Below are 20986 nucleotides of genomic sequence, written 5' to 3' on the forward strand. Positions count from 1 at the left end.
TTATTATCGTGTGCTGTTTCTTAATAATCCCTATTTACATCAAATGCTTCAAGGTAGTCTGCAACGCGTTTAACAAATGATCCTCCAAGGGCGCCATCTACCACACGGTGGTCATAGCTATGTGAAAGGAACATTTTCTGGCGGATGCCAATAAAATCTCCATCTGGTGTTTCTATAACCGCAGGCACTTTTCGGATAGCTCCTAGTGCAAGGATACCTACTTGCGGCTGATTGATGATTGGTGTACCAAACACACTGCCAAAAGTACCTACATTCGTTACAGTATAAGTACCACCCTGAGTATCGTCCGGTTTAAGTTTACCTGCTTTTGCACGATTACCAAGGTCATTAACTGCCTTAGCCATACCTACAAGGTTAAGCTGATCTGCATTTTTAATCACCGGAACAATTAAGTTACCATTTGGCAATGCCGCTGCCATACCAAGGTTTATATTTTTCTTTTTGATGATATAGTCCCCATCAACAGATATATTCATTCCTGGGAAGTCTTTCAACGCTTTTGCTACAGCTTCCATAAATATCGGAGTAAAAGTAAGCTTTTCTCCTTCGCGTTTCTCAAATGCACCTTTAACCTTATCTCTCCATTTTACAATATTGGTAACATCTACCTCAATAAAAGACTGCACGTGTGCTGATGTTTGAACAGACTGTACCATGTAACCCGAAATAAGCTTGCGCATACGGTCCATTTCAACAATCTCATCACCACCGTTAACAGAAACCGGAGCTGCTTTAGCTGCTGCTGGCTGGTTGTTGGCTGTCGGCTGCTGAACAGGAGCAGCTTGTGTTACTGCTGCCGGTTGTTGAGCTGGTTGGCTTCCGCGTGTTCTAATATAATCAAGTATATCATTTTTAGTTACCCTGCCTTCTTTACCTGAACCATTAATCGCTTCAAGTTCAGCAAGAGATATACCTTCTTCTTTTGCTATGTTTTTCACTAATGGTGAATAGAATTTTTCGGTATTAGAAAAATCTACAGGCGCTGCAACGGTAGCTGCGGCTGCTTGCACTGATTTTTCTATCACTTCAACATTAGCTGCGGTAGTTTTTTCAGCAGGAGCATCTACAACGACTCCACCTTCAGTTTCAATATAGGCAATAGTTTGCCCTACCTGAACCACATCATTAACCTGGAAAAGTACTTCTGTAAGTGTTCCTGAAACCTCCGATGGCACTTCAGAATCCACTTTATCTGTAGCGATTTCAAGCACAGCTTCATCAGCTGCAATATGATCGCCAACATTTTTTAACCAATTTGTTATTGTTGCCTCTGCAACGCTCTCACCCATTTTGGGTAATTTTAGTTCAAATTTTGCCATATTGTTAACCTAAAGGTAAAATTACTATTTCAGCTTGCGAATTTAATAAAAAAAACAACCCGATACCGTTTTTAGTATAATTATTCAACTACTATATCGTTTTTTCTTACTATCAAATTTCATCAAGCAGTATTACTTCCCCCCTGTCATTACTACTATTACTGCCTATTATAAATTTCGAGTCTGCAGGGCGTATTTTAAAAGTAAATCCACTATTTTTGTGCTCTTCAATAAAAGCAATGCAGTCTTTAAAACTTAACATCTCATTATCAAATACTATCTCAGCTTTTTTATTTTTAAAGGCAAGCACCTTTTCAATCAGTTCAGTACGTATTACCGATTTTCCCAATTTATACTGAAGTGCCTTCCTAAGCTTCTCATTCTTCGAAATTAAAATATAATGTTGAGGAATGTATAATGGGGCTGTTTTATTTTTTTTAGCTATCGCAAAAAAGAAAGCACCAATTTTCATAAGCAGTTCAAATTGTGGAGAACGCTTAAAATGCTTTTGATAAAAAAACTGCATGGCTTCCCTAAAACGCTTCATATAAGCACCGTCTTTCACAGTACTTTCTCCTTTATAATGCATTACTGAAGTTCCTGCAAAGTAATAATTATGAAGCCCTTTTTTAAGCACTGTGTATGATAAATCTACATCATCACTATACATAAAACAGTCTTCATCAAACCCTCCCACTTCCAGATAAAGTTCACGTTTCATAATCATAAAAGCCCCAACCAGTATATCAACTTTCCCGGTTTGGTCTTCCGTAATATGCTGTGCATAATAACGATTAAATATTTCCTTGCGCGGCAATAATTTATATAAGCCTCCTATCTTAGTAAATGCTACCCATGGTGTTGGCACTCCTCTTTTACTTTCGGGTAAAAAGAAACCCCTCCCATCTACAAGTTTTACACCCGCTATACCAAAATCTTTTTGTGCATTAATAAAAGTAAGAACTTTTTCAAAAGTATCTTCTGCAACAACAGTATCAGGATTTAATATACAAACATATTCTCCCTTTGCAGCATCGACTCCTATATTATTCCCTTTTGGAAAACCAGGATTATCTTTATTAGCTATAAGAGTTACTTCAGGAAAACGCTCCCTCATCATAGCACAGCTATCATCAGGCGAATTATTATCTACAACTATTATTTCTGCATCAATGCCTTTTATAGCCTGCTGTACGCTAAGCACACACTGCTCTAAAAAATAACGGACATTATAATTAAGTATAATTACTGACAACTGCATGGAGGCAAAGATATAAGAATTTAATAATTATGAAATTACTCGCGACAGCAATTTAGCTTGTTATAAAACAAAAAAAGCGCCCTTGTAAAGGGCGCTTTAACCAACTAACCAAATCCAATCATTATTATGAAATCTCTATTAATCTTTTTGCCTGTGGCAATTCTTCTTCTTTTTTAGGCAGATTTAAAACAAGTATACCATCCTGATAAGCAGCATTAATATCTTCAGATTTTACGTTTTCGGGCAGCTTGAACGACCTTTTAAATGATGCTGCACGAAATTCCCTTCTCATAAATTTACCTTCCTGTTCTTCTGATTTTTCTTCTTTAATTTCAGATGAAATAGTCAGCAGCTCCTTCTCAACTTCAATATTAAAGTTTTCTTTTTTTAATCCCGGAGCAATAATTTCAAGAGAAAAAGCAGTATCTGTTTCTTTTACATTTACCGGAGGAATAGCAGTTTTATTATATTCTGTTCCACCTAAGATGTCTTTAAAAAACTGATCCATAACTAATGGAAATCCGTTTGTACTGTTTCTTTTTACTACATTCATGATCTTTATTTTTTTATGTTTATTTCAAATATTTAATATGTAATAGTCAAGTTTTATTCCACTTTAAAAAACACAGACAAAATGACACTTATAATGACTTTTTGACACTTTTTAATTTTGAGTCTGAATTAAGTATATATTTATCCTACCAAAACAAACCAATAAGTGAACGCTGTAAAACAAAGAATTCAATCTATAGATGTATTGCGTGGATTTATAATGGCCTTAATGGCACTCGACCATACGCGCGATTACTTTCATATTGACGCCATGTCGCAAAGCCCAACCGATTTGGAAACCACAACCCCGATATTATTCTTCACAAGATGGATAACCCATTTTTGTGCTCCTACATTTGTATTTTTATCAGGCACTTCAATTTATCTGCAAAGTTTAAGGAAAACTAAAAAAGAACTCTCTTGGTTTCTATTTACAAGGGGATTATGGCTTATGATTGCCGAAATTACCTTTGTTGGCTTAGGCTGGAGTTTTGACATCTCCTTTAACTTCTTTTTTCTCCAGGTTATATGGGCAATAGGATGCAGTATGGTAATTTTATCAGCACTTATATTTTTCAGATACCGGATACTTTTAGTAATAGGAATTCTTATTACACTTTGCCATAATATAATGGACTATGTAACAATAACTAACGATAGCTTAGATATACTTGCTAATTTATTTCTCATTACAAAATTTGAATCTTACGCTTTAGGAAGCGTCCATTTTATGACAGCCTACGCCATATTGCCCTGGACAAGCATTATGTTGCTGGGATATGCAGCCGGAAGATGGTATAAAACCGAGATAAAACCGGAAACAAGAAAAAAACTACTTATCTTTTCAGGAAGCATGTTATTACTTTTATTTATCTGCCTGCGGTTTGCAAATAGTTATGGCGATCCTGCCCCATGGCAGGAACAGCATAATTTTACCTATACAGTATTATCTTTCCTGAATGTAACAAAATATCCACCATCACTAATGTATGCTTGTATGACATTGGGCCCTGCACTAATTGCATTGGCACTTATAGAGAATTTACGCAACCGTTTTACAGCAATATTCAATATATTCGGCCGCGTACCTTTCTTTTACTACATCATACACATTTACATTATACATATATTATGTGTATTTCTATTTTTTGCAGAGGGTTATTCACTTATGGATAACTACAAACTAAACATGGCTTTTGGTTTCAGGCCGAAAGAAAACTTCGGCTTTTCATTAGGAATTGTTTACATTATATGGCTATTTGTTTTAATATTATGTTATTTTCCAAGCCGTTGGTATAACAATTATAAAACCACTCATAAAAAATGGTGGCTCAGTTATATTTAAGGCATTAAACGTAAAACTGCCTGAAACTTGAAACCTGAAACAAAAAGTTTACTTTTGCAAAAAAATAAGCCACAGTGAATTATCTTTCAGTAGAAAACATCTCTAAATCGTTTGGTGAACGTACACTTTTCGAAAACATATCATTCGGTATAAACAAAGACCAGAAAATAGCTTTTGTAGCCAAAAATGGTACAGGAAAAACCAGCATACTTAAAATCATTAACGGTGAAGACATGCCGGATACCGGACAGATAGTTATTCGTAAAGAAATAAAAATGGCTTTTCTTTCTCAGGAACCCAATCTTGATCCTGAACTAACAATAGAAGAAAGCATTTTTGCATCTGACAATGAAATACTGAAAGTAATTGAACAGTACGAAAAAGCACTTGAAAATCCTGATGATGAAGAAGCTTACCAAAAAGCTTTTGAACGCATGGATATGCACAATGCATGGGATTTTGAAACTCAATACAAACAGATACTTTTTAAGCTGAAGCTGGAAGATATGAAGCTGAAGATTAAAAATCTCAGCGGTGGACAAAAAAAACGTGTTGCCCTCGCTATCATCCTTATCAGCAAGCCTGATCTTTTAATACTCGATGAGCCTACCAACCACCTTGACCTGGAAATGATAGAATGGCTGGAGAATTATTTTGCTAAAGAAAACATGACCCTTTTTATGGTTACTCACGACCGTTTCTTTTTAGAGCGTGTTTGTAATGAGATCATAGAACTTGAAAACGGTAAACTATACCAATACAAAGGCAACTACTCTTATTATCTTCAAAAAAAGGAAGAGCGTATAGCTGCGGAAAACGCAAGTATTGATAAGGCAAAAAATCTTTATGTGAAAGAATTAGACTGGATGCGCCGCCAGCCAAAAGCACGTACCACAAAGTCTAAATCACGTCAGGACGATTTTTATGTAATTCAGGAAAAAGCACATAGCCGCCGTAAAGATCACCAGGTAGAACTGGAAATAAACATGGAACGCATGGGCAGCAAGATTGTAGAGCTGCACAACATATCTAAAAAATTTGCCGATAAAACCATACTTGAAAACTTTAGTTTCAATTTTAAGAAAGGTGAACGTATAGGTATTATTGGTAAAAACGGAACAGGAAAATCCACATTCCTTAATCTTATTACTCAAACCCTTCAGCCGGATAGTGGTAAAGTTGTAACAGGCGAAACCATTAAAATAGGTTATTATACCCAAAGCGGTATTAACCCAAAACCTGAACAAAAGGTTATAGACATTATTAAAGAATTTGGCGAATATATTCCGCTTGCAAAAGGCAGAACAATTTCAGCATCGCAGTTACTGGAAAAATTCCTTTTTGACCGTAAAAAGCAGTATGACTTTGTTGAAAAATTAAGCGGCGGCGAATTAAAAAGACTATACCTATGCACGGTTCTTATTCAAAATCCTAACTTTCTTATTCTTGATGAACCTACCAATGACCTTGATATTGTTACATTAAATGTTCTGGAAAGTTTTCTGCTTGATTATCCGGGCTGCCTTATAGTGGTATCTCACGACAGGTATTTTATGGATAAAATTGTAGATCACCTGTTCGTATTCAGAGGAGATGGAGTTATTGAAGATTTCCCCGGCAACTACAGTGATTTCAGGGCTTACGAAGATAGCGCCGAGCCTGCAAAAGAAGACTTAAAACCTGTAGGCGATAACAAAAAAGCATGGAAACAAAATAATGTAAAAGCCGGCCTTACCTTCAATGAACAAAAAGAGTTTCAGAAAATTGAAAAAGAAATAAAAGACCTGGAGCGTGACAAAGAAGATATTGAAAAGCAATTTTCAGATGGCAATGTTGCAGATGGGGATATTGCTAAAAAAGCTGCCGACCTTGAAATTATACTAAAAAAGTTAGATGAAAAAACAGAGCGCTGGTTTGAACTTAGCGCCAAAATGGAAGAGTAATAAAGTTTAAATTTTGAAACCATTATCATATACACAGTTTCTTTGGAAATCCGTTAATTTACACGGCTTGCATTCTCCTTTTATATTTGCTTTTGCCGAACAGGGTTTATATAACAGGTATAATATAATAAAGAAACGCAAATATGATTTTGGCAACACAGGTTTAAATTACGAAATATTAAAAACACTATATAAAACCATCTTTTACTTTAAAGCCTACAAACTTATTGTATTAGGAGATAATGCTATTGCTGCAACAGAAATAATACAGGAAGCCGGAAAGGAACAAAATGCCAAAATATGGTTTTTTTCACCAAATGCACCTATCCCCGGAACTATAGACCTCGCGTATCTGTCAGGCAATAACAGCGAATCAATACAGAAGTCATTAGCACAACTATTACCAAACGTTAGCGACACTACAGTATGTATAATAGGGAATATTCATTCTTCTGCACAAATGGAAAAAGCATGGGATGACATAAAGAAAGACCCAAATGTTACAGTAACTATTGATACGTATCATTCAGGTCTTGTGTTTTTCAGGCGTGGGCAGGCAAAACAGCATTTTATAATCCGCACTTCAACTTCAAAATTTTTAGATGCTCTACTGGGCATAAAAAAACTTTGGGGGTTACTAGGCTAATTGTTTCGCAAAGCTTTTGCCAACTCGGCTTTAGTCATTTTAGAACGTCCTTCAATTCCCACTTTCTTAGCTTCTTCATAAAGGCTTTGCTTTGTGCGGTCTTCATATTTACCGGCTTTACCGCCGCGGTGTTCAGCACCTTTGCTGTTGGCTATCCTGGCAGACTTTTGTTTGCTGTAGCCTTTGTCTCTAAGAGCCTCATACTGGTCTTTATCTTTTACCTGTGGCCCTGGTGATTTTCTTCCTGGCATAATAGTAAAATTTAATTGGTTCAACACCACTAAATTACCAACAACGCGGCAAGTAATGCGTTAACTGCCAGTTAAATATAAATAAATGGTTTCATAAAAAAAGGTGTACCTAAGTACACCTTCTCACACAAATTTATATAAAAAACCTTATCTTTTTATTAGTTTGCTTTTTCTTTAGCTTCTTGATTTTCATCACTCTTAGCAGTCATACGTTCCCATTTAAATTTAGGAGCAAATTTAAGTTTAAGAGAGGCAATTTTACCATTATCCTCGCTGCTAAGGCCTTCTTTTTCTACAGTATTTTTACGTGCATCAAGTGCCTCATACCAAGCTTTAATTTTATCAAGATCCTGTCTTGAGTAAGTATCTTTGTTAGCATCAAAAGTTTCGTAAAACTTTTGGTATACACTTAAAATGTTGTCTTTGTTTACCCATGAAAACGTCATATCATCTCCTACAACATTTCCAGGTCCAAACAGCATATCTGCCATACCCGTTCCGGTGCTTTCCATACTTGCTTTTGCATCATTTTCAGCCTGCATTTTTACACCCTCATATTTAGATTTGCTTTCGTCAATCCTTTTTTGAGCTTCTGCATCATTGTTCAGGTCATTTAAAGCTGCTTCTGCTTCTGCAATTCTCTGCTGATATTCTGCTTCAATTGCAGCCCAGTTAGCAGATCTTTCTGCAGCATCCAGATTATTAACTGAATCTACGAACACAACATAATGATCTACATGGTTGTTTGCCATTTCTTTTTTCTCGTCTTTGCAAGATGTTAAACCTGCTGCTATAAGGACAGCGCCTAAAGCTAAATTGAATCTTTTCATGGTTGTTTTTGTATTAAATGTTACTTTGATGAGATAAAATTAGCCCAACCTTGAGCACATTTCAAAATAACTATTAATTTATTAAGAATACTTTAATACAATTAACTATACATTATGAATCATTAAGTATTCCTTAACAATTTAAGAAATACAAAAAGCATCAAATAAAAGATTTAATTATCTACCTCAAAGTTTTCGGTAACTTCTCTTCCGGTAGCGGCGTCTTTGCCGTAAAAGTTAATAGATGAAACACCTGTACCCAGCTTATTACAAAAAAGGAACATTCTGCGCAGGATAATTTTTTTTCCATTAATAAATACAGTTACGTAAGGAATAGCATCATTACTTACTTTTAAAACAAGTTTTTTAGCAGGATAGGCAGCAAGTGTAAAATCAAAAGTATTAGCAGCAGTTTTTACAAATGATATTCCATAAGCCATTCTACGCTGCAAATTACTTAACTCTTCTTTTATCCCTCCCTTTTTATAATTTATACGATGAATTTTTATAGGTTCATCATCACTAAGGTTTTTACCGGATAAAAAATTAGCTTCATAAACATAGGTATTATGATTATTTGCATGCTGAATATAAAAAAGCCTGTGCGGAGAATTAGGCGGTACAGGATAACCCTCCTGTGCAGAAATTTCCAGTACTGAAATCAAAAACAGAATAAAGAATACATGTCTTTTCATAAGCTTTTGGAATGTAATTTAAATGTAATGATTTTTTACTTACGATGTTACGAAAACGTTATATTTTACAATTTTAATATATAATTTCTCCACTTCAATGTGTTAATTAGCAATCCGTTAATACTCTTGCATTATTCCCCTTTGTAATTTTAAAACATCTAACTAAAAAACCTTAATTATGGTACGCAGGGTATATCACGTAATACGCAATGGCCGCGATGGATGGAAAGGCGTAATGGAAAATTCAGGACATGCTCCTGTAACAGGTATCCACAAACAGGATGTAATAAAGAGAACAGTAGCTATGGCAAAATGCCACAGCAGATGCTCTGTGATAATTCACAAGGCAGACGGCAGTATACAGGAAGAACAAAACTTCCCAAGAAGTGCTTCTAAAAGCTAATATAAAACCGCTTAAAGGCGGTTTTATATTTTATACTTCAAAATAAACCCTACAATATCAATTTGAATAATAACTTATTTTTCGGCATCTTTGTAAAAAAGTTATTATGCAAACAAAATCCATTTATGATAAAGGAATCCAGATAACAGCTATATTATTTTCTTTTAGCATGTTTGTAATAATAACAAATCCTTTAAAATTCAGTTGGATAACATCTATATTCGGTTCCTGCATGCTGTATTTTGCAATACAAAAATTAAGAAACGATAAAAAGAAAGGACAATCTATTGAAAAAGCCCGTAATCTTATAATTCTTGCAGGAGGCGGCGCTTTAATCAGCACTGCATGTTTTATAGCTTCACTATTTATATAAAGATCTTTCTATATTCATTTATAATGATGTTTAACAGCCACACTTAGGCTTTATCTCCTCTTTAAAAATAAAAAAAATCACTACTTTTAGGGCTCAAATCATCATTCAATGTCAGAACCAATAATCGAAATTAAAAACATTACCCGCGATTTTCCGCTTGGCAGCGAGATCGTTAAAGTACTTAAAGGTATAGATCTAAATATAAATAAAGGAGAATATGTAGCCCTTATGGGGCCTTCAGGATCTGGCAAGAGTACCCTGATGAACATTCTTGGCTGTCTTGACACCCCCACAGGCGGCAGTTATATACTTAATGGAAAAGACGTAAGCCGTATGGCAGACGATGAACTGGCTACCATACGTAATAAAGAAATAGGTTTCGTTTTCCAGACGTTTAACCTGCTTCCGCGTACTACAGCGCTTGACAATGTTGCTTTACCAATGGTTTATGCAGGCTTTAAAAAAGCCGAACGAAATGAGCGCGCCACCAATGTACTCACACAGGTAGGGCTGGAAGACCGTATGGATCACAAACCGAACCAGCTTTCGGGAGGGCAACGCCAAAGAGTTGCTGTAGCACGCGCCTTGGTAAACCATCCTTCTATAATTCTTGCCGATGAGCCTACAGGTAACCTTGACAGTAAAACATCGGTAGAAATAATGAAGCTTTTTAATGCTATACACGCTAATGGCAATACTGTAATACTTGTTACCCACGAAGAGGATATTGCTGCTTACGCCCACAGGGTAATAAGACTGCGCGATGGTATAATAGAAAGTGATAATATAAATCCTAATCCGCATATCTAGTTTACGCTTTACAGTAAACAGTAAACTCAAATAAATGAAAGTATATACAAAAACAGGTGATAAAGGTACCACTGCCCTTTTTGGCGGTACACGCGTACCAAAACACCATATTCGAATAGAAAGTTACGGCACTGTTGATGAGCTTAATTCCCACATAGGATTAATACGCGATCAGGATATAAACCCTAATTACAAGAAAATACTTGAGAGAATACAGGACAGGCTGTTTACTTTAGGTGCCATATTGGCAACAGCACCTGATAAAGCTGTTTTAAAGAACGGCAAAGACCGGCTTAATATTCCCAAAATTTCTGAAAGCGATGTAGAACTTCTTGAAAACGAGATTGACAGCATGGAAACTGAACTTCCGCCAATGACACATTTTGTATTGCCTGGCGGACATACAACGGTGTCATACTGTCACATTGCAAGATGTGTCTGCCGTCGTGCAGAACGCCTTTCTGTGCATTTGCATGAGCTTGAACCTACTGATGAGATGGTTTTAACCTACCTTAACCGACTTTCTGACTACCTTTTTGTATTGGCACGAAAGTTGTCGCATGACCTGCAGGCTGATGAAGTAAAATGGATTCCGGAAAAGCTGTAAATTACAGTTTATGATTTTCAGTTTACAACAATCAAAAACCACTTTGGTGAAAAGATAAATAGTAAGGTCTGCACACCTAAAACAGTGGGTTGTAAACACTAAACAGTGAGCCAAAAAACACGTTCTTAATTTTTTAAATAAAATAAACCAATTTTTACTTGACAATTTCAGTAGAAAATTTATTTTTGCATAAACTTTAATCGTTTAGAAGATGTATTGGACATTAGAATTAGCATCCTATTTAAGTGATGCTCCGTGGCCTGCCACCAAAGATGAGCTAATTGATTATGCCATCAGGACCGGTGCTCCTCTTGAGGTAGTAGAAAACCTGCAATCCATTGAAGACGAAGGTGAAATCTATGAATCGATGGAAGAAATATGGCCAGATTATCCAACGGACGAAGACTATCTTTGGAACGAGGATGAATACTAGGAAAAGATAAAATTCAATTGAAAAGTCTCTGCACGAGGCTTTTTTTTTTGTTAAATTTGTAACCTATTACAGTTAAAAATAAGTAATTACAAAATAATGAGTTTAATAAACAGCATTCTTAAAGCCTTTGTAGGCGATAAGTCGCAAAAAGACGTAAAGGCAATGCAGCCCCTGATCAATAAGATCAAGTCTTACGAAAGCGCTTTGGCACAGCTTAGCCATGACGAGCTAAGGGAAAAAACAATATATTTCAAAGACACTATCCGTAAGGCCCGTGCTGAAAAAGATGCCAAAATAGCATCTTACCTGCAGGAGGTTGAAAAAATTGAGGATATAGATGCCCGTGAAGATATCTATGCGTCTATAGACGCCCTTGAAAAAGAGGCCTATGAGATATCGGAAAAAACATTGATGGATATTTTGCCTGAAGCATTTGCCGTAGTTAAGGAAACTGCACGCCGCTTTAAAGAAAATACATCTGTAACAGTAACCGCAACTCCTAAAGATATGGAGTTTTCGGCTACTAAACCTTATATCACCATAGAAGGCGATAAAGCTATCTGGGCTAACTCGTGGAATGCAGCAGGGAAAGAAATTACCTGGGACATGATTCATTATGATGTACAGCTTATTGGTGGTATTGTACTACATCAGGGTAAAATTGCTGAAATGCAGACCGGTGAAGGTAAAACGCTTGTGGCTACACTGCCTCTTTATCTTAATGCTTTAACAGGTAACGGTGTACACCTGGTAACTGTAAATGATTACCTTGCAAAAAGGGATAGCTCATGGAAAGCTCCTCTATTTGAGTTCCACGGACTTAGTGTAGATTGTATAGATAACCACCAGCCAAATTCTGATGCCCGCAGGAAAGCCTATGCAGCAGATATTACTTATGGAACTAACAACGAATTTGGTTTTGACTACCTGAGAGATAACATGGCACATTCGCCAGGTGAGCTTGTTCAGCGCAAACACAATTTTGCTATTGTAGATGAGGTTGACTCGGTATTGGTAGATGATGCCCGTACACCGCTTATTATTTCCGGACCTGTACCTCAGGGAGACCGTCATGAATTTACAGAGCTTAAACCAAAAATTGATAACCTTGTAAACATGCAGAGAACGCTGCTTAACGGAGTTTTAGCTGAAGCTAAAAAACTTATCCGCGAAGGCAACACTAAAGAAGGCGGTTTCTTACTGCTTCGCGTTTACAGGGGATTACCAAAAAACAAGGCGCTTATTAAGTTTTTAAGTGAAGAAGGTGTAAAAGCTTTACTTCAAAAAACTGAAAATCAGTATATGGCAGACAACAATCGTGATATGCACAAGGTTGACGAAGCCCTTTACTTTGTTATAGAAGAAAAAAACAATCAGGTAGAGCTTACAGATAATGGTATTCAGTTTCTTTCTAAAGATACGGACAGCCAGTTCTTTGTACTTCCTGATATCGGCACCGAGATTGCCGCTATAGAAAAGAAAAAACTTTCTAAAGAGGAAGAAGCTGAAGTAAAAGAAGAATTATTTAAAGACTTCTCAATTAAGAGCGAGCGTATCCATACGTTAACACAGCTTCTTAAAGCTTATACCCTTTTTGAAAAAGATACAGAATATGTAATTATGGATAACAAAGTGCTTATTGTTGATGAGCAGACCGGACGTATTATGGACGGAAGACGTTATTCTGACGGATTACACCAGGCTATTGAAGCTAAAGAAAATGTAAAAATTGAAGCCGTTACACAAACATTTGCCACTATTACCCTGCAAAACTATTTCAGGATGTACAGCAAACTTGCAGGTATGACGGGTACTGCCGTTACAGAAGCCGGAGAGTTTTGGGAAATATATAAGCTGGATGTTGTAGAAATACCTACAAACAGGCCAATTGCCAGAAAAGATGAGCATGACCTTATTTACCGCACAATGCGTGAAAAATTCAATGCTGTAATAGAAGATGTATCTGCACTTTCTGCTGCCGGAAGACCTGTACTTATCGGTACAACATCGGTAGAAATTTCTGAACTTTTAAGCCGTATGCTTAAAATGAGAAATGTTCCGCACAATGTACTGAATGCGAAACTACATAAAAAAGAAGCCGAAATTGTTGCAGAAGCGGGTAAACCGGGAGTAGTAACAATTGCTACAAACATGGCAGGCCGTGGTACCGATATTAAGCTTACACCGGAAGTTAAAGCTGCCGGCGGACTTGCAATTATAGGCACAGAACGCCATGACTCAAGACGTGTTGACCGTCAGCTAAGAGGTCGTGCAGGCCGTCAGGGAGATCCGGGAAGTTCTCAGTTCTATGTATCGCTTGAAGATAACCTGATGCGTTTATTTGGTTCTGAAAGAGTTGCCAAAATTATGGACCGCATGGGCCTTAAAGACGGCGAAGTTATTCAGCACTCTATGATGACAAAATCTATTGAGCGTGCACAGAAAAAAGTTGAAGAAAACAACTTTGGCGTACGTAAGCGTCTTCTTGAATATGATGACGTTATGAATGCACAACGTGAAGTAGTTTATAAACGTAGAAAACATGCTCTTCATGGAGAAAGGCTTAAGGTAGATCTAGCTAACATGATGTATGACACTGCCGAGCTTATTGCTGAAACAAACAAAGCTACAAACGACTTTAAAAACTTTGAATTTGAACTTATACGTACATTCTCAATAAGTTCTCCTGTAACAGAAAGCGAATTTGCTAAACTTACTGAAAGAGAGCTTGCAGGTAAAGTTTACAAAGTAGTACTTGATCATTACAGTGAGAAAACAGAACGTAATGCCGCTGAAGCTTTCCCTGTTATTAAAAACGTTTATGAGAACAATAACGGACAGTATGAGCGTATTGTTGTTCCTTTTACAGACGGTATAAAAACACTTAATGTAGTAACCGATCTTGAAAAAGCTTATCAAAGCGAAGGCCGTACCCTTGTTAATGATTTTGAAAAAAATATCACTCTTGCCATAGTAGACGAAGCGTGGAAAAAGCACCTTCGCAAAATGGATGAACTGAAACAATCTGTTCAGCTTGCCGTGCATGAGCAAAAAGATCCATTACTTATTTACAAATTTGAGGCATTTAACCTGTTTAAGAAAACTATAGACGGCATAAATAAAGAAGTTATATCTTTCCTTTTCAAAGGCGATCTTCCTTCTCAAAACCCTGCCAATATACAGGAAGCAAGACAGGCTGTTCAGGAAAAATATACTGAAAGCAAAGATGACGTTATGAATACTGACGAAATGGCTGCTAAAGCACGTGAGGTATCTCAGCAAAGCCAGAGTCGCCCTCAGACAGTAGAAACTATAGTAAGGGATGCTCCAAAAATTAATCGTAACGATAATGTTACTATTAAACACGTTATGAGTGGCAAAACTGAAAGTATGAAATTTAAAAAAGCCGAGGCCCTATTAGCTACCGGCGAATGGATAATCGTTAACGAATAGTCCATACCAATTATATTACAGGAAAATATCCCTATGTGAAAGCATGGGGATTTTTTGTTTATTATTGTAACAACAATTTATCTTCCTAATCTAAAGTAATCTTGGTAAAAATAAGAATTAGGGCTTTAACACCATCATTCAAAAATATTAGTACTATTTACTTATATTTGAAAAAAACTAAACGTAACATGAAATCTAAACTATTTACCTTAGCAGTATTTATAACTACAGCGCTTTGCGGATTCGCTCAGGATAAAACCACCTTAAAAGAGGCTTTTACAAAAATGACTGATCTTACAAATCAGCAGGAATATAATGCTCTTGTAGAGGTAGCCTATCCAAGAATTTTTAATATGGTCTCTAAAGAAGATTATATTGCCGGAATAGAAAAAAAAATGAAGGGTGATGATTATACTATTTATATGATTACTACACAGCCTTCGGTAGACTATGGTGCTTTACAAAGAAGCGAAACCGGACTTTTCTGCCTGATCAATTATAATATTCAGATGAAAATTGTTCCTAATGAGAAAATTGAAGCGAAAGATCAGCAAAATGAAGAAAACCGCTTTAAAAAGTTATTAAATACAGAGGATGTATATTACAATACTGCAGAAAACAATTTTGACGCTAAGAACCGTCTCCTTGTTGTTGCAATTGCAGATGAATCTACAGGAAACCGCTGGACTTTTATAGATCCTTCAAGTCCTTATGCAAATGATATACTGGATGAAGCAGTAAGAAATGCTCTTGACCCAAATTACATACCTGAAACTACTACCCAAAATAATCCAACCATTAATAATAGAAAAACGGGAGTTCAGAAACTGGTAGATGAGCAGGCTGCTAAAAAAGCAGCTATTTATGAGCAGACTAAGAAAAAGAAAAAACAATAGTTTTTTCTAAAAAACACTCAAAAGCCCTGTAAAAACAGGGCTTTTATTATTACAAACCTCTATGAAATGTAGGATTAAATGCCGCAATTGGTTATATTTGTTGCTATTGGGGTCAAAATACCTTTAAATATCTTTTTACACCCATGGAGCTATATTATTCACTTTCAGTACTTATAGTACTGGCTTCTTTTTTTGCCTATTTTAATGTTCGATTTTTAAAATTACCATCAACAATTGGTGTTATGGTACTGGCAATGGCAGTATCTATAATTCTGGTAATATTTGGCAAAGTTTTCCCTAATCCTTTAAATGATGTATCAGCCTTAATAAAAGGTTTTGATTTTACAGAACTCTTAATGGGTGCTATGCTGAATTTTCTGCTTTTTGCAGGAGCTATTCATATTAATTTAAAAGACTTAAAAGAACAAAGGCTGCCTATAATGGTTTTCTCTACGGTAAGTGTTGTTATATCAACATTTGCTGTAGGATCATTACTTTATTTATTACTCCCGCTTTTGGCTGTTAAACTGCCTTATATGTACTGTTTGCTGTTTGGTTCACTAATATCCCCTACGGACCCTGTTGCAGTTCTGAGCATACTTAAAGAAGCCAAAGTAAGAAAGTCGCTGGAAACCAAAATAGCCGGTGAGTCTCTTTTTAATGACGGTGTAGCAGTTGTGGTGTTTGCTGTAATACTGCAATTAGCCCAGGATGGCCCCGACCCTACTGTGGGCTATGCAATATGGTTATTAATAAAAGAAGCAGGTGGAGGTTTTCTGTTAGGGGTAGCTTTAGGTATTGGTGCATCCCGTGCTATGCGTAAAATTGACGATTACAAAGTATCAGTACTTATAACACTATCGGTAGTAATGGGAGGTTATCTTATTGCTTCTACTCTACATATTTCGGGACCCTTAACAATGGTTTTTGCCGGACTTATTATTGGTAATTTTAAAAAAAGATGGGCAATGTCGCCCATTACAAAAGATTATCTTGACAAGTTCTGGGAACTGAATGATGAAATACTAAACGCCATACTTTTCCTTTTTATAGGATTTAATTTATTAGTGGTTAAAGACATAAACAATTACTGGCTCCCTGGCTTTGCCTGTGTTGTATTGGTATTATTTTCGAGATATGTTTCAATATGGCTGCCTACCAAGTTCATAAAGTTTCGCGAAAAATTCAGCAAGGGTACTATTAAAGTATTAGTTTGGGGAGGTTTGCGCGGAGGAGTATCTATTGCCTTAGCCCTTTCTATAGATGATGGGCCTTACAAGGACGCTATTATAGCAATAACTTATTTTGTAGTTGTATTTTCTATAATAGTGCAGGGACTCACTGTAGGCAAACTTGCAACAAAAGTTTTATCTGAAGAAAAAACAAAAAGCGTTTCTGTATAGAAACGCTTTTATATTATAAATTATCCGGTAATACCTTACCCGGATTGAGAATATTATTAGGGTCGAATATATTTTTTATACTCTTCATCAGTTGTAACTGCGTAGTATTAAAAGCTATATCCATATAATTTTTCTGAACATAACCTATACCATGTTCACCTGATAGTGTACCTTTTAATGATACAGTAAGTTCAAATATCTCTCTAATTCCTTTTGGCACTTCAGTACTCCAGTTTTCATCTGACATATCACCTTTAATAATGTTCACGTGCAGATTACCGTCGCCGGCATGCCCATAGCATACAGAATGAAATCCGTATTTTTTGCCTGCTGCTTTTATGCCCGCCAATAAGACTGGTAGTTCATAACGGGGCACTACAGTATCTTCTTCTTTATATACCGAATTAGATTTTACCGCCTCACCAACCGCACGACGCATTTTCCACAGTGCATTTTTCTGATCTTCAGTATCGGCAAAAAGTATTTCGTCAATTTTAAATTGCTCTAAAACTCCCATTATCTTTTCTGCTTCAGCAAAAAGCATATCAGGATAATTACCGTCAACTTCAATAAGAAGATGGGCTTCTACTTCCTCTTTAATATCCAGACTAACACCATCTACATATTTTAATGTCCAGTCTATTGCATCACGCTCCATAAACTCTAAAGCACTTGGCACAATACCAGCCCTGAATATCTCGGCAACAGCCTCACATGCCTGCCCCGCATTAAAAAAGGGTACCATCATTAATATATTATAGGTGTTTTTAGGAAGCAGTTTCATTACAATTTTTGTAATAACACCAAGTGTACCCTCACTGCCAACCATTAGCTGCGTAAGATTATAGCCTGTAGAGTTTTTAAGGGTATTGGCACCTGTCCATATAATTTCGCCAGAAGGCAAAACTACTTCAAGGTTAAGAACATAATCTTTAGTAACTCCATATTTTAAAGCCCTTGCACCTCCGGCATTTTCGGCAACATTACCACCTATGGTACAGCTCCCCTGACTGCTTGGATCCGGCGGATAAAATAACCCTTTTTCAAAAGCGGCCTCACGAAAAACCTGAGTGATTACTGCAGGCTCTACAATACCCTGAAGGTTTTTTTCGTCTATCTCTATTTTGTTGAAACGTTCCATAGAAAGGCCAATACCTCCATAAATACTGAGCGCACCTCCGCTAAGACCTGTTTGACCACCAATAGGCACAACAGGAATTTTATAGCTGTTGGCAAGTTTCATAATTTCTGAAACTTCATGGGTATTGCCGGGTTTAACTACTACAGATGGCGGAAAATTATAATCTTCAGTTTCGTCATGCCCATATTTTATCCTTGTATCTTCATCTAAAAAAAGAAATGACTGCCCTACTACTTTTTGTAGTGAAGCAATCATTTCCTGAGGTATTTTTATGTTTTTCATAGTATTCTGTAAGCGTGTAAACACTTCAAAAGTACTATAATTTGTGGTTAAGAAAACAGTTTAGGCCTTGACTTTTTATTTATAAGATGATCTACAGAATATTTACCGCTACCTATAATAAGTAATAAAACATATATTACAAGATACAGCCCGGGTAACTCCTGCCTGTCAAAACCGTCGGTATTATGCACAACAAAAACTATCACAAACATATTTATGATTGGCGGAATAACCGCAAGCCTTGTTGCAAAGCCAATGAGTATAAAAATTGAGCACACAAACTCTGCTATAAATGCAAGCACCAGAGTAAGTGTTTCTCCCAAACCAAACGGATCAGCAAATTTTATGGGCTCACCAGAAAAAAGCATCATAAATTTCTGGGCGCCATGTGTTAACATAAAACAACTTACAACAAGTCTTAAAAGCAACAGTCCGGTGTGGTATAATTTTTTATCTCTTGACGTATCAAATAACCACATAATTATTGTTGAATAAATTGCAGATGCGCTACAAGTTTTACCTCTTCGCTTACCGTAAGGCCGCCGCCTTCTATTACAGCATTCCAGTTAAGTCCAAATTCTTTGCGCATTAAAGCTCCTGTAACTTCAAGCCCCAGTTTTGTATTGCCATAACCATCTGTTGCCTGTCCGCCATATTCAGCCTTAAACTCTACCGTTTTGGTTGTTTCTTTCATGGTAAGTTCCGCTGTGATAGTGTAGTCATCATCACTAACCTGCTTTATAGATGTAGATTTTATAACTATATCGGGATACTTATCTGTTTCAAAAAATTCCGGACTTCTAAGATGTCCATCGCGTTGCTCATTATTAGTATTGATGCTGGAAGCCTTAATAGTTAAATTAATTTCGCCTCCTTCAAATGTATCCTCAGGAGTTGTTGCTTCGCCCGTAAACTCTTTAAAAGAACCCGTAACTGTAGAAATAACAAGGTGCTTTACCTTAAATTGTATTTCAGAATGTGCGTTATCAATAACCCATTTTTTTGTAGACATAGTATATAAGATTTGGTTTATCTTATAAAGTTAGGAAATGTGCTACAGACAGAAGTTAAAATTATGTGAACAATAGGTTTTTACAAGACTTTTTTCTTTTTTAGGTTTGGTAGAAACATTGCTATAACGCCTATAAGGGGTAAATATGCACATATAGAATAAACATATTCTATACCATTATGATCGGCAATGTTGCCTAATAATGCCGAACCAAGTCCGCCCATACCAAAAGCGAAACCATAAAACAACCCCGACACCATACCCAGTTTTTTAGGCAGCAACTCCTGCGCATATACTAATATTGCAGGAAATGCCGATGCAAGCAATGTACCTATTATTACAGAAAGTATACTTGTCCAGAAAAGATTAGCATGTGGGAGCATCAAAGCGAAAGGCGCAACTCCCAGCACAGAGAACCATATAACATATTTACGTCCAAATTTATCTCCCAGCGGTCCTCCCAAAAGTGTACCTATAGCTAATGAAAGCAAAAAAAGGAATAAATAAAACTGTGCTCCCTGGATGGTAAGGCTAAACTTAGCCATAAGGTAAAATGTAAAATAGCTTGTAATACTTGCTATATAAAAATACTTTGAAAAAATAAGTACCAGTAGAATAATTACAGATACTATTATTCTTGTGGGCGATACATCGGGTAATACAATATCTTTTTTCTTTCCGTAATTCAGGCTAAGGTGATTATGGTACCATTTGCCTATTCGCCATAATACTGAAAGCGCTAATAAAGCCGCTACAGCAAACCATATTATATAATGCTGATCGTTTGGCACTACAATCCACGCTACTAAAAGCGGGCCAATAGCTGTACCCATATTACCACCTATCTGAAAAATAGATTGTGCCAGCCCTCTTCTGCCTCCCGATGCAAGATAAGATACCCTTGAAGCTTCAGGATGAAAAATAGATGAACCAATACCTACCAGTATTACCGATAATAATATAATTTCAAAGCTTGAAGCATACGACAGTAATATTATACCTGATAGCGTAAAAAGCATACCATACATTTTAGAATAAGGCTTAGGATTTTTATCAGTATAAAAGCCAACAAACGGCTGAAGCAGTGAAGCCGCCATTTGATATGAAAAAGTAATAAATCCTATTTGGGTAAAAGTAAGATTGTATTTATCTTTAAGTATGGGGTAAGATGCCGGAATTACTGCCTGCAGCAAATCGTTAAGCAAGTGTGCTACTGCAATAGAAAAAAGTATAGAATACACTGTTTTTTGAACTGCATCCTGTTTATGGTCTTCGCTTACTATAGCGGTTGCATTATTTTTCATTGTAAA

General features: G+C 36.4%; 21 protein-coding genes. 11 read left to right on the top strand and 10 right to left on the bottom strand.

Annotation, left to right across the window (positions count from 1 at the left end; genetic code table 11):
- Positions 1 to 20 precede the first annotated feature (20 nt).
- From NHE85_RS01405 to NHE85_RS01415, 3 genes are all read right to left on the bottom strand, one after another.
- The gene (locus NHE85_RS01405; RefSeq protein WP_252808976.1) at positions 21 to 1340 is read right to left on the bottom strand and encodes a dihydrolipoamide acetyltransferase family protein; all 1320 of its coding nucleotides are present in this window, start codon (positions 1338 to 1340) and stop codon (positions 21 to 23) included.
- A gap of 112 nt (positions 1341 to 1452) precedes the next feature.
- The gene (locus NHE85_RS01410; RefSeq protein WP_252808978.1) at positions 1453 to 2601 is read right to left on the bottom strand and encodes a glycosyltransferase family 2 protein; all 1149 of its coding nucleotides are present in this window, start codon (positions 2599 to 2601) and stop codon (positions 1453 to 1455) included.
- Positions 2602 to 2725: 124 nt separating this feature from the next.
- Positions 2726 to 3154 carry an Hsp20/alpha crystallin family protein gene (locus NHE85_RS01415; RefSeq protein ID WP_252808980.1) on the bottom strand — a complete coding sequence of 143 codons (429 nt, stop codon included), beginning with the start codon at positions 3152 to 3154 and terminating at the stop codon, positions 2726 to 2728.
- Between the two features lie 165 nt (positions 3155 to 3319).
- On the opposite strand from NHE85_RS01415, the gene NHE85_RS01420 reads away from it, so the two are divergent.
- The 3 genes from NHE85_RS01420 to NHE85_RS01430 all read left to right on the top strand — a co-directional run bounded on the left by NHE85_RS01420 (position 3320) and on the right by NHE85_RS01430 (position 7087).
- On the top strand, positions 3320 to 4498 hold the full coding sequence (locus tag NHE85_RS01420) for a DUF1624 domain-containing protein (protein WP_252808982.1): 1179 nt from the start codon (positions 3320 to 3322) through the stop codon (positions 4496 to 4498).
- 74 nt (positions 4499 to 4572) lie between these two features.
- On the top strand, positions 4573 to 6441 hold the full coding sequence (locus tag NHE85_RS01425; RefSeq protein ID WP_252808983.1) for an ABC-F family ATP-binding cassette domain-containing protein: 1869 nt from the start codon (positions 4573 to 4575) through the stop codon (positions 6439 to 6441).
- A 67-nt stretch (positions 6442 to 6508) separates the two neighbouring features.
- Positions 6509 to 7087, top strand: coding sequence for a TylF/MycF family methyltransferase (locus tag NHE85_RS01430; protein ID WP_252808984.1), 579 nt, complete (start codon positions 6509 to 6511; stop codon positions 7085 to 7087).
- On the opposite strand, the gene NHE85_RS01435 is transcribed toward NHE85_RS01430, so the two are convergent.
- The 3 genes from NHE85_RS01435 to NHE85_RS01445 all read right to left on the bottom strand — a co-directional run bounded on the left by NHE85_RS01435 (position 7084) and on the right by NHE85_RS01445 (position 8863).
- Positions 7084 to 7338 carry a Rho termination factor gene (locus NHE85_RS01435; protein ID WP_252808985.1) on the bottom strand — a complete coding sequence of 85 codons (255 nt, stop codon included), beginning with the start codon at positions 7336 to 7338 and terminating at the stop codon, positions 7084 to 7086. The two genes, NHE85_RS01430 and NHE85_RS01435, sit on opposite strands and share 4 nt — an antisense overlap.
- Positions 7339 to 7496: 158 nt before the next feature.
- Positions 7497 to 8168, bottom strand: a complete 672-nt coding sequence (locus NHE85_RS01440; protein ID WP_252808986.1) for a hypothetical protein — start codon at positions 8166 to 8168, stop codon at positions 7497 to 7499.
- A gap of 173 nt (positions 8169 to 8341) precedes the next feature.
- Positions 8342 to 8863, bottom strand: a complete 522-nt coding sequence (locus NHE85_RS01445; protein ID WP_252808987.1) for a DUF4833 domain-containing protein — start codon at positions 8861 to 8863, stop codon at positions 8342 to 8344.
- Positions 8864 to 9041: 178 nt separating this feature from the next.
- On the opposite strand from NHE85_RS01445, the gene NHE85_RS01450 reads away from it, so the two are divergent.
- From NHE85_RS01450 to NHE85_RS01485, 8 genes are all read left to right on the top strand, one after another.
- The gene (locus NHE85_RS01450; protein ID WP_252808988.1) at positions 9042 to 9266 is read left to right on the top strand and encodes a DUF2188 domain-containing protein; all 225 of its coding nucleotides are present in this window, start codon (positions 9042 to 9044) and stop codon (positions 9264 to 9266) included.
- A 106-nt stretch (positions 9267 to 9372) separates the two neighbouring features.
- Positions 9373 to 9639: a hypothetical protein gene (locus NHE85_RS01455; protein WP_252808990.1), complete on the top strand. Its 267-nt coding sequence runs from the start codon at positions 9373 to 9375 to the stop codon at positions 9637 to 9639.
- Between the two features lie 108 nt (positions 9640 to 9747).
- Entirely contained in the window at positions 9748 to 10449 is a 702-nt protein-coding gene (locus NHE85_RS01460) for an ABC transporter ATP-binding protein (protein ID WP_254004404.1), read from the top strand.
- Between the two features lie 34 nt (positions 10450 to 10483).
- Entirely contained in the window at positions 10484 to 11056 is a 573-nt protein-coding gene (locus tag NHE85_RS01465; protein WP_252808991.1) for a cob(I)yrinic acid a,c-diamide adenosyltransferase, read from the top strand.
- A gap of 211 nt (positions 11057 to 11267) precedes the next feature.
- Complete coding sequence (locus tag NHE85_RS01470) at positions 11268 to 11489, top strand: DUF2795 domain-containing protein (protein WP_002986941.1); 222 nt, start codon at positions 11268 to 11270, stop codon at positions 11487 to 11489.
- A 96-nt stretch (positions 11490 to 11585) separates the two neighbouring features.
- The gene (secA, locus tag NHE85_RS01475; RefSeq protein WP_252808992.1) at positions 11586 to 14942 is read left to right on the top strand and encodes a preprotein translocase subunit SecA; all 3357 of its coding nucleotides are present in this window, start codon (positions 11586 to 11588) and stop codon (positions 14940 to 14942) included.
- Between the two features lie 188 nt (positions 14943 to 15130).
- A complete protein-coding gene (locus tag NHE85_RS01480; RefSeq protein ID WP_252808993.1) occupies positions 15131 to 15838 on the top strand; it encodes a hypothetical protein in 708 nt (235 codons plus the stop codon).
- Between the two features lie 143 nt (positions 15839 to 15981).
- A complete protein-coding gene (locus NHE85_RS01485; protein ID WP_252808995.1) occupies positions 15982 to 17241 on the top strand; it encodes a sodium:proton antiporter in 1260 nt (419 codons plus the stop codon).
- A gap of 13 nt (positions 17242 to 17254) precedes the next feature.
- Here NHE85_RS01485 and NHE85_RS01490 read toward each other — a convergent pair whose 3' ends face one another.
- The 4 genes from NHE85_RS01490 to NHE85_RS01505 all read right to left on the bottom strand — a co-directional run bounded on the left by NHE85_RS01490 (position 17255) and on the right by NHE85_RS01505 (position 20980).
- A complete protein-coding gene (locus NHE85_RS01490) occupies positions 17255 to 18664 on the bottom strand; it encodes an FAD-binding oxidoreductase (protein ID WP_252808997.1) in 1410 nt (469 codons plus the stop codon).
- 47 nt (positions 18665 to 18711) lie between these two features.
- Complete coding sequence (locus NHE85_RS01495) at positions 18712 to 19143, bottom strand: DoxX family protein (protein WP_252808999.1); 432 nt, start codon at positions 19141 to 19143, stop codon at positions 18712 to 18714.
- Between the two features lie 2 nt (positions 19144 to 19145).
- Positions 19146 to 19676 (bottom strand): YceI family protein, encoded by a 531-nt coding sequence (locus NHE85_RS01500; RefSeq protein WP_252809001.1) that lies wholly within the window; start codon positions 19674 to 19676, stop codon positions 19146 to 19148.
- An 80-nt stretch (positions 19677 to 19756) separates the two neighbouring features.
- Entirely contained in the window at positions 19757 to 20980 is a 1224-nt protein-coding gene (locus NHE85_RS01505; RefSeq protein WP_252809002.1) for an MFS transporter, read from the bottom strand.
- Between the last annotated feature and the right edge of the window lie 6 nt (positions 20981 to 20986).

The organism is Flavobacterium sp. NRK1 (assembly GCF_024054175.1).
Taxonomy (GTDB): domain Bacteria; phylum Bacteroidota; class Bacteroidia; order Flavobacteriales; family Flavobacteriaceae; genus Flavobacterium.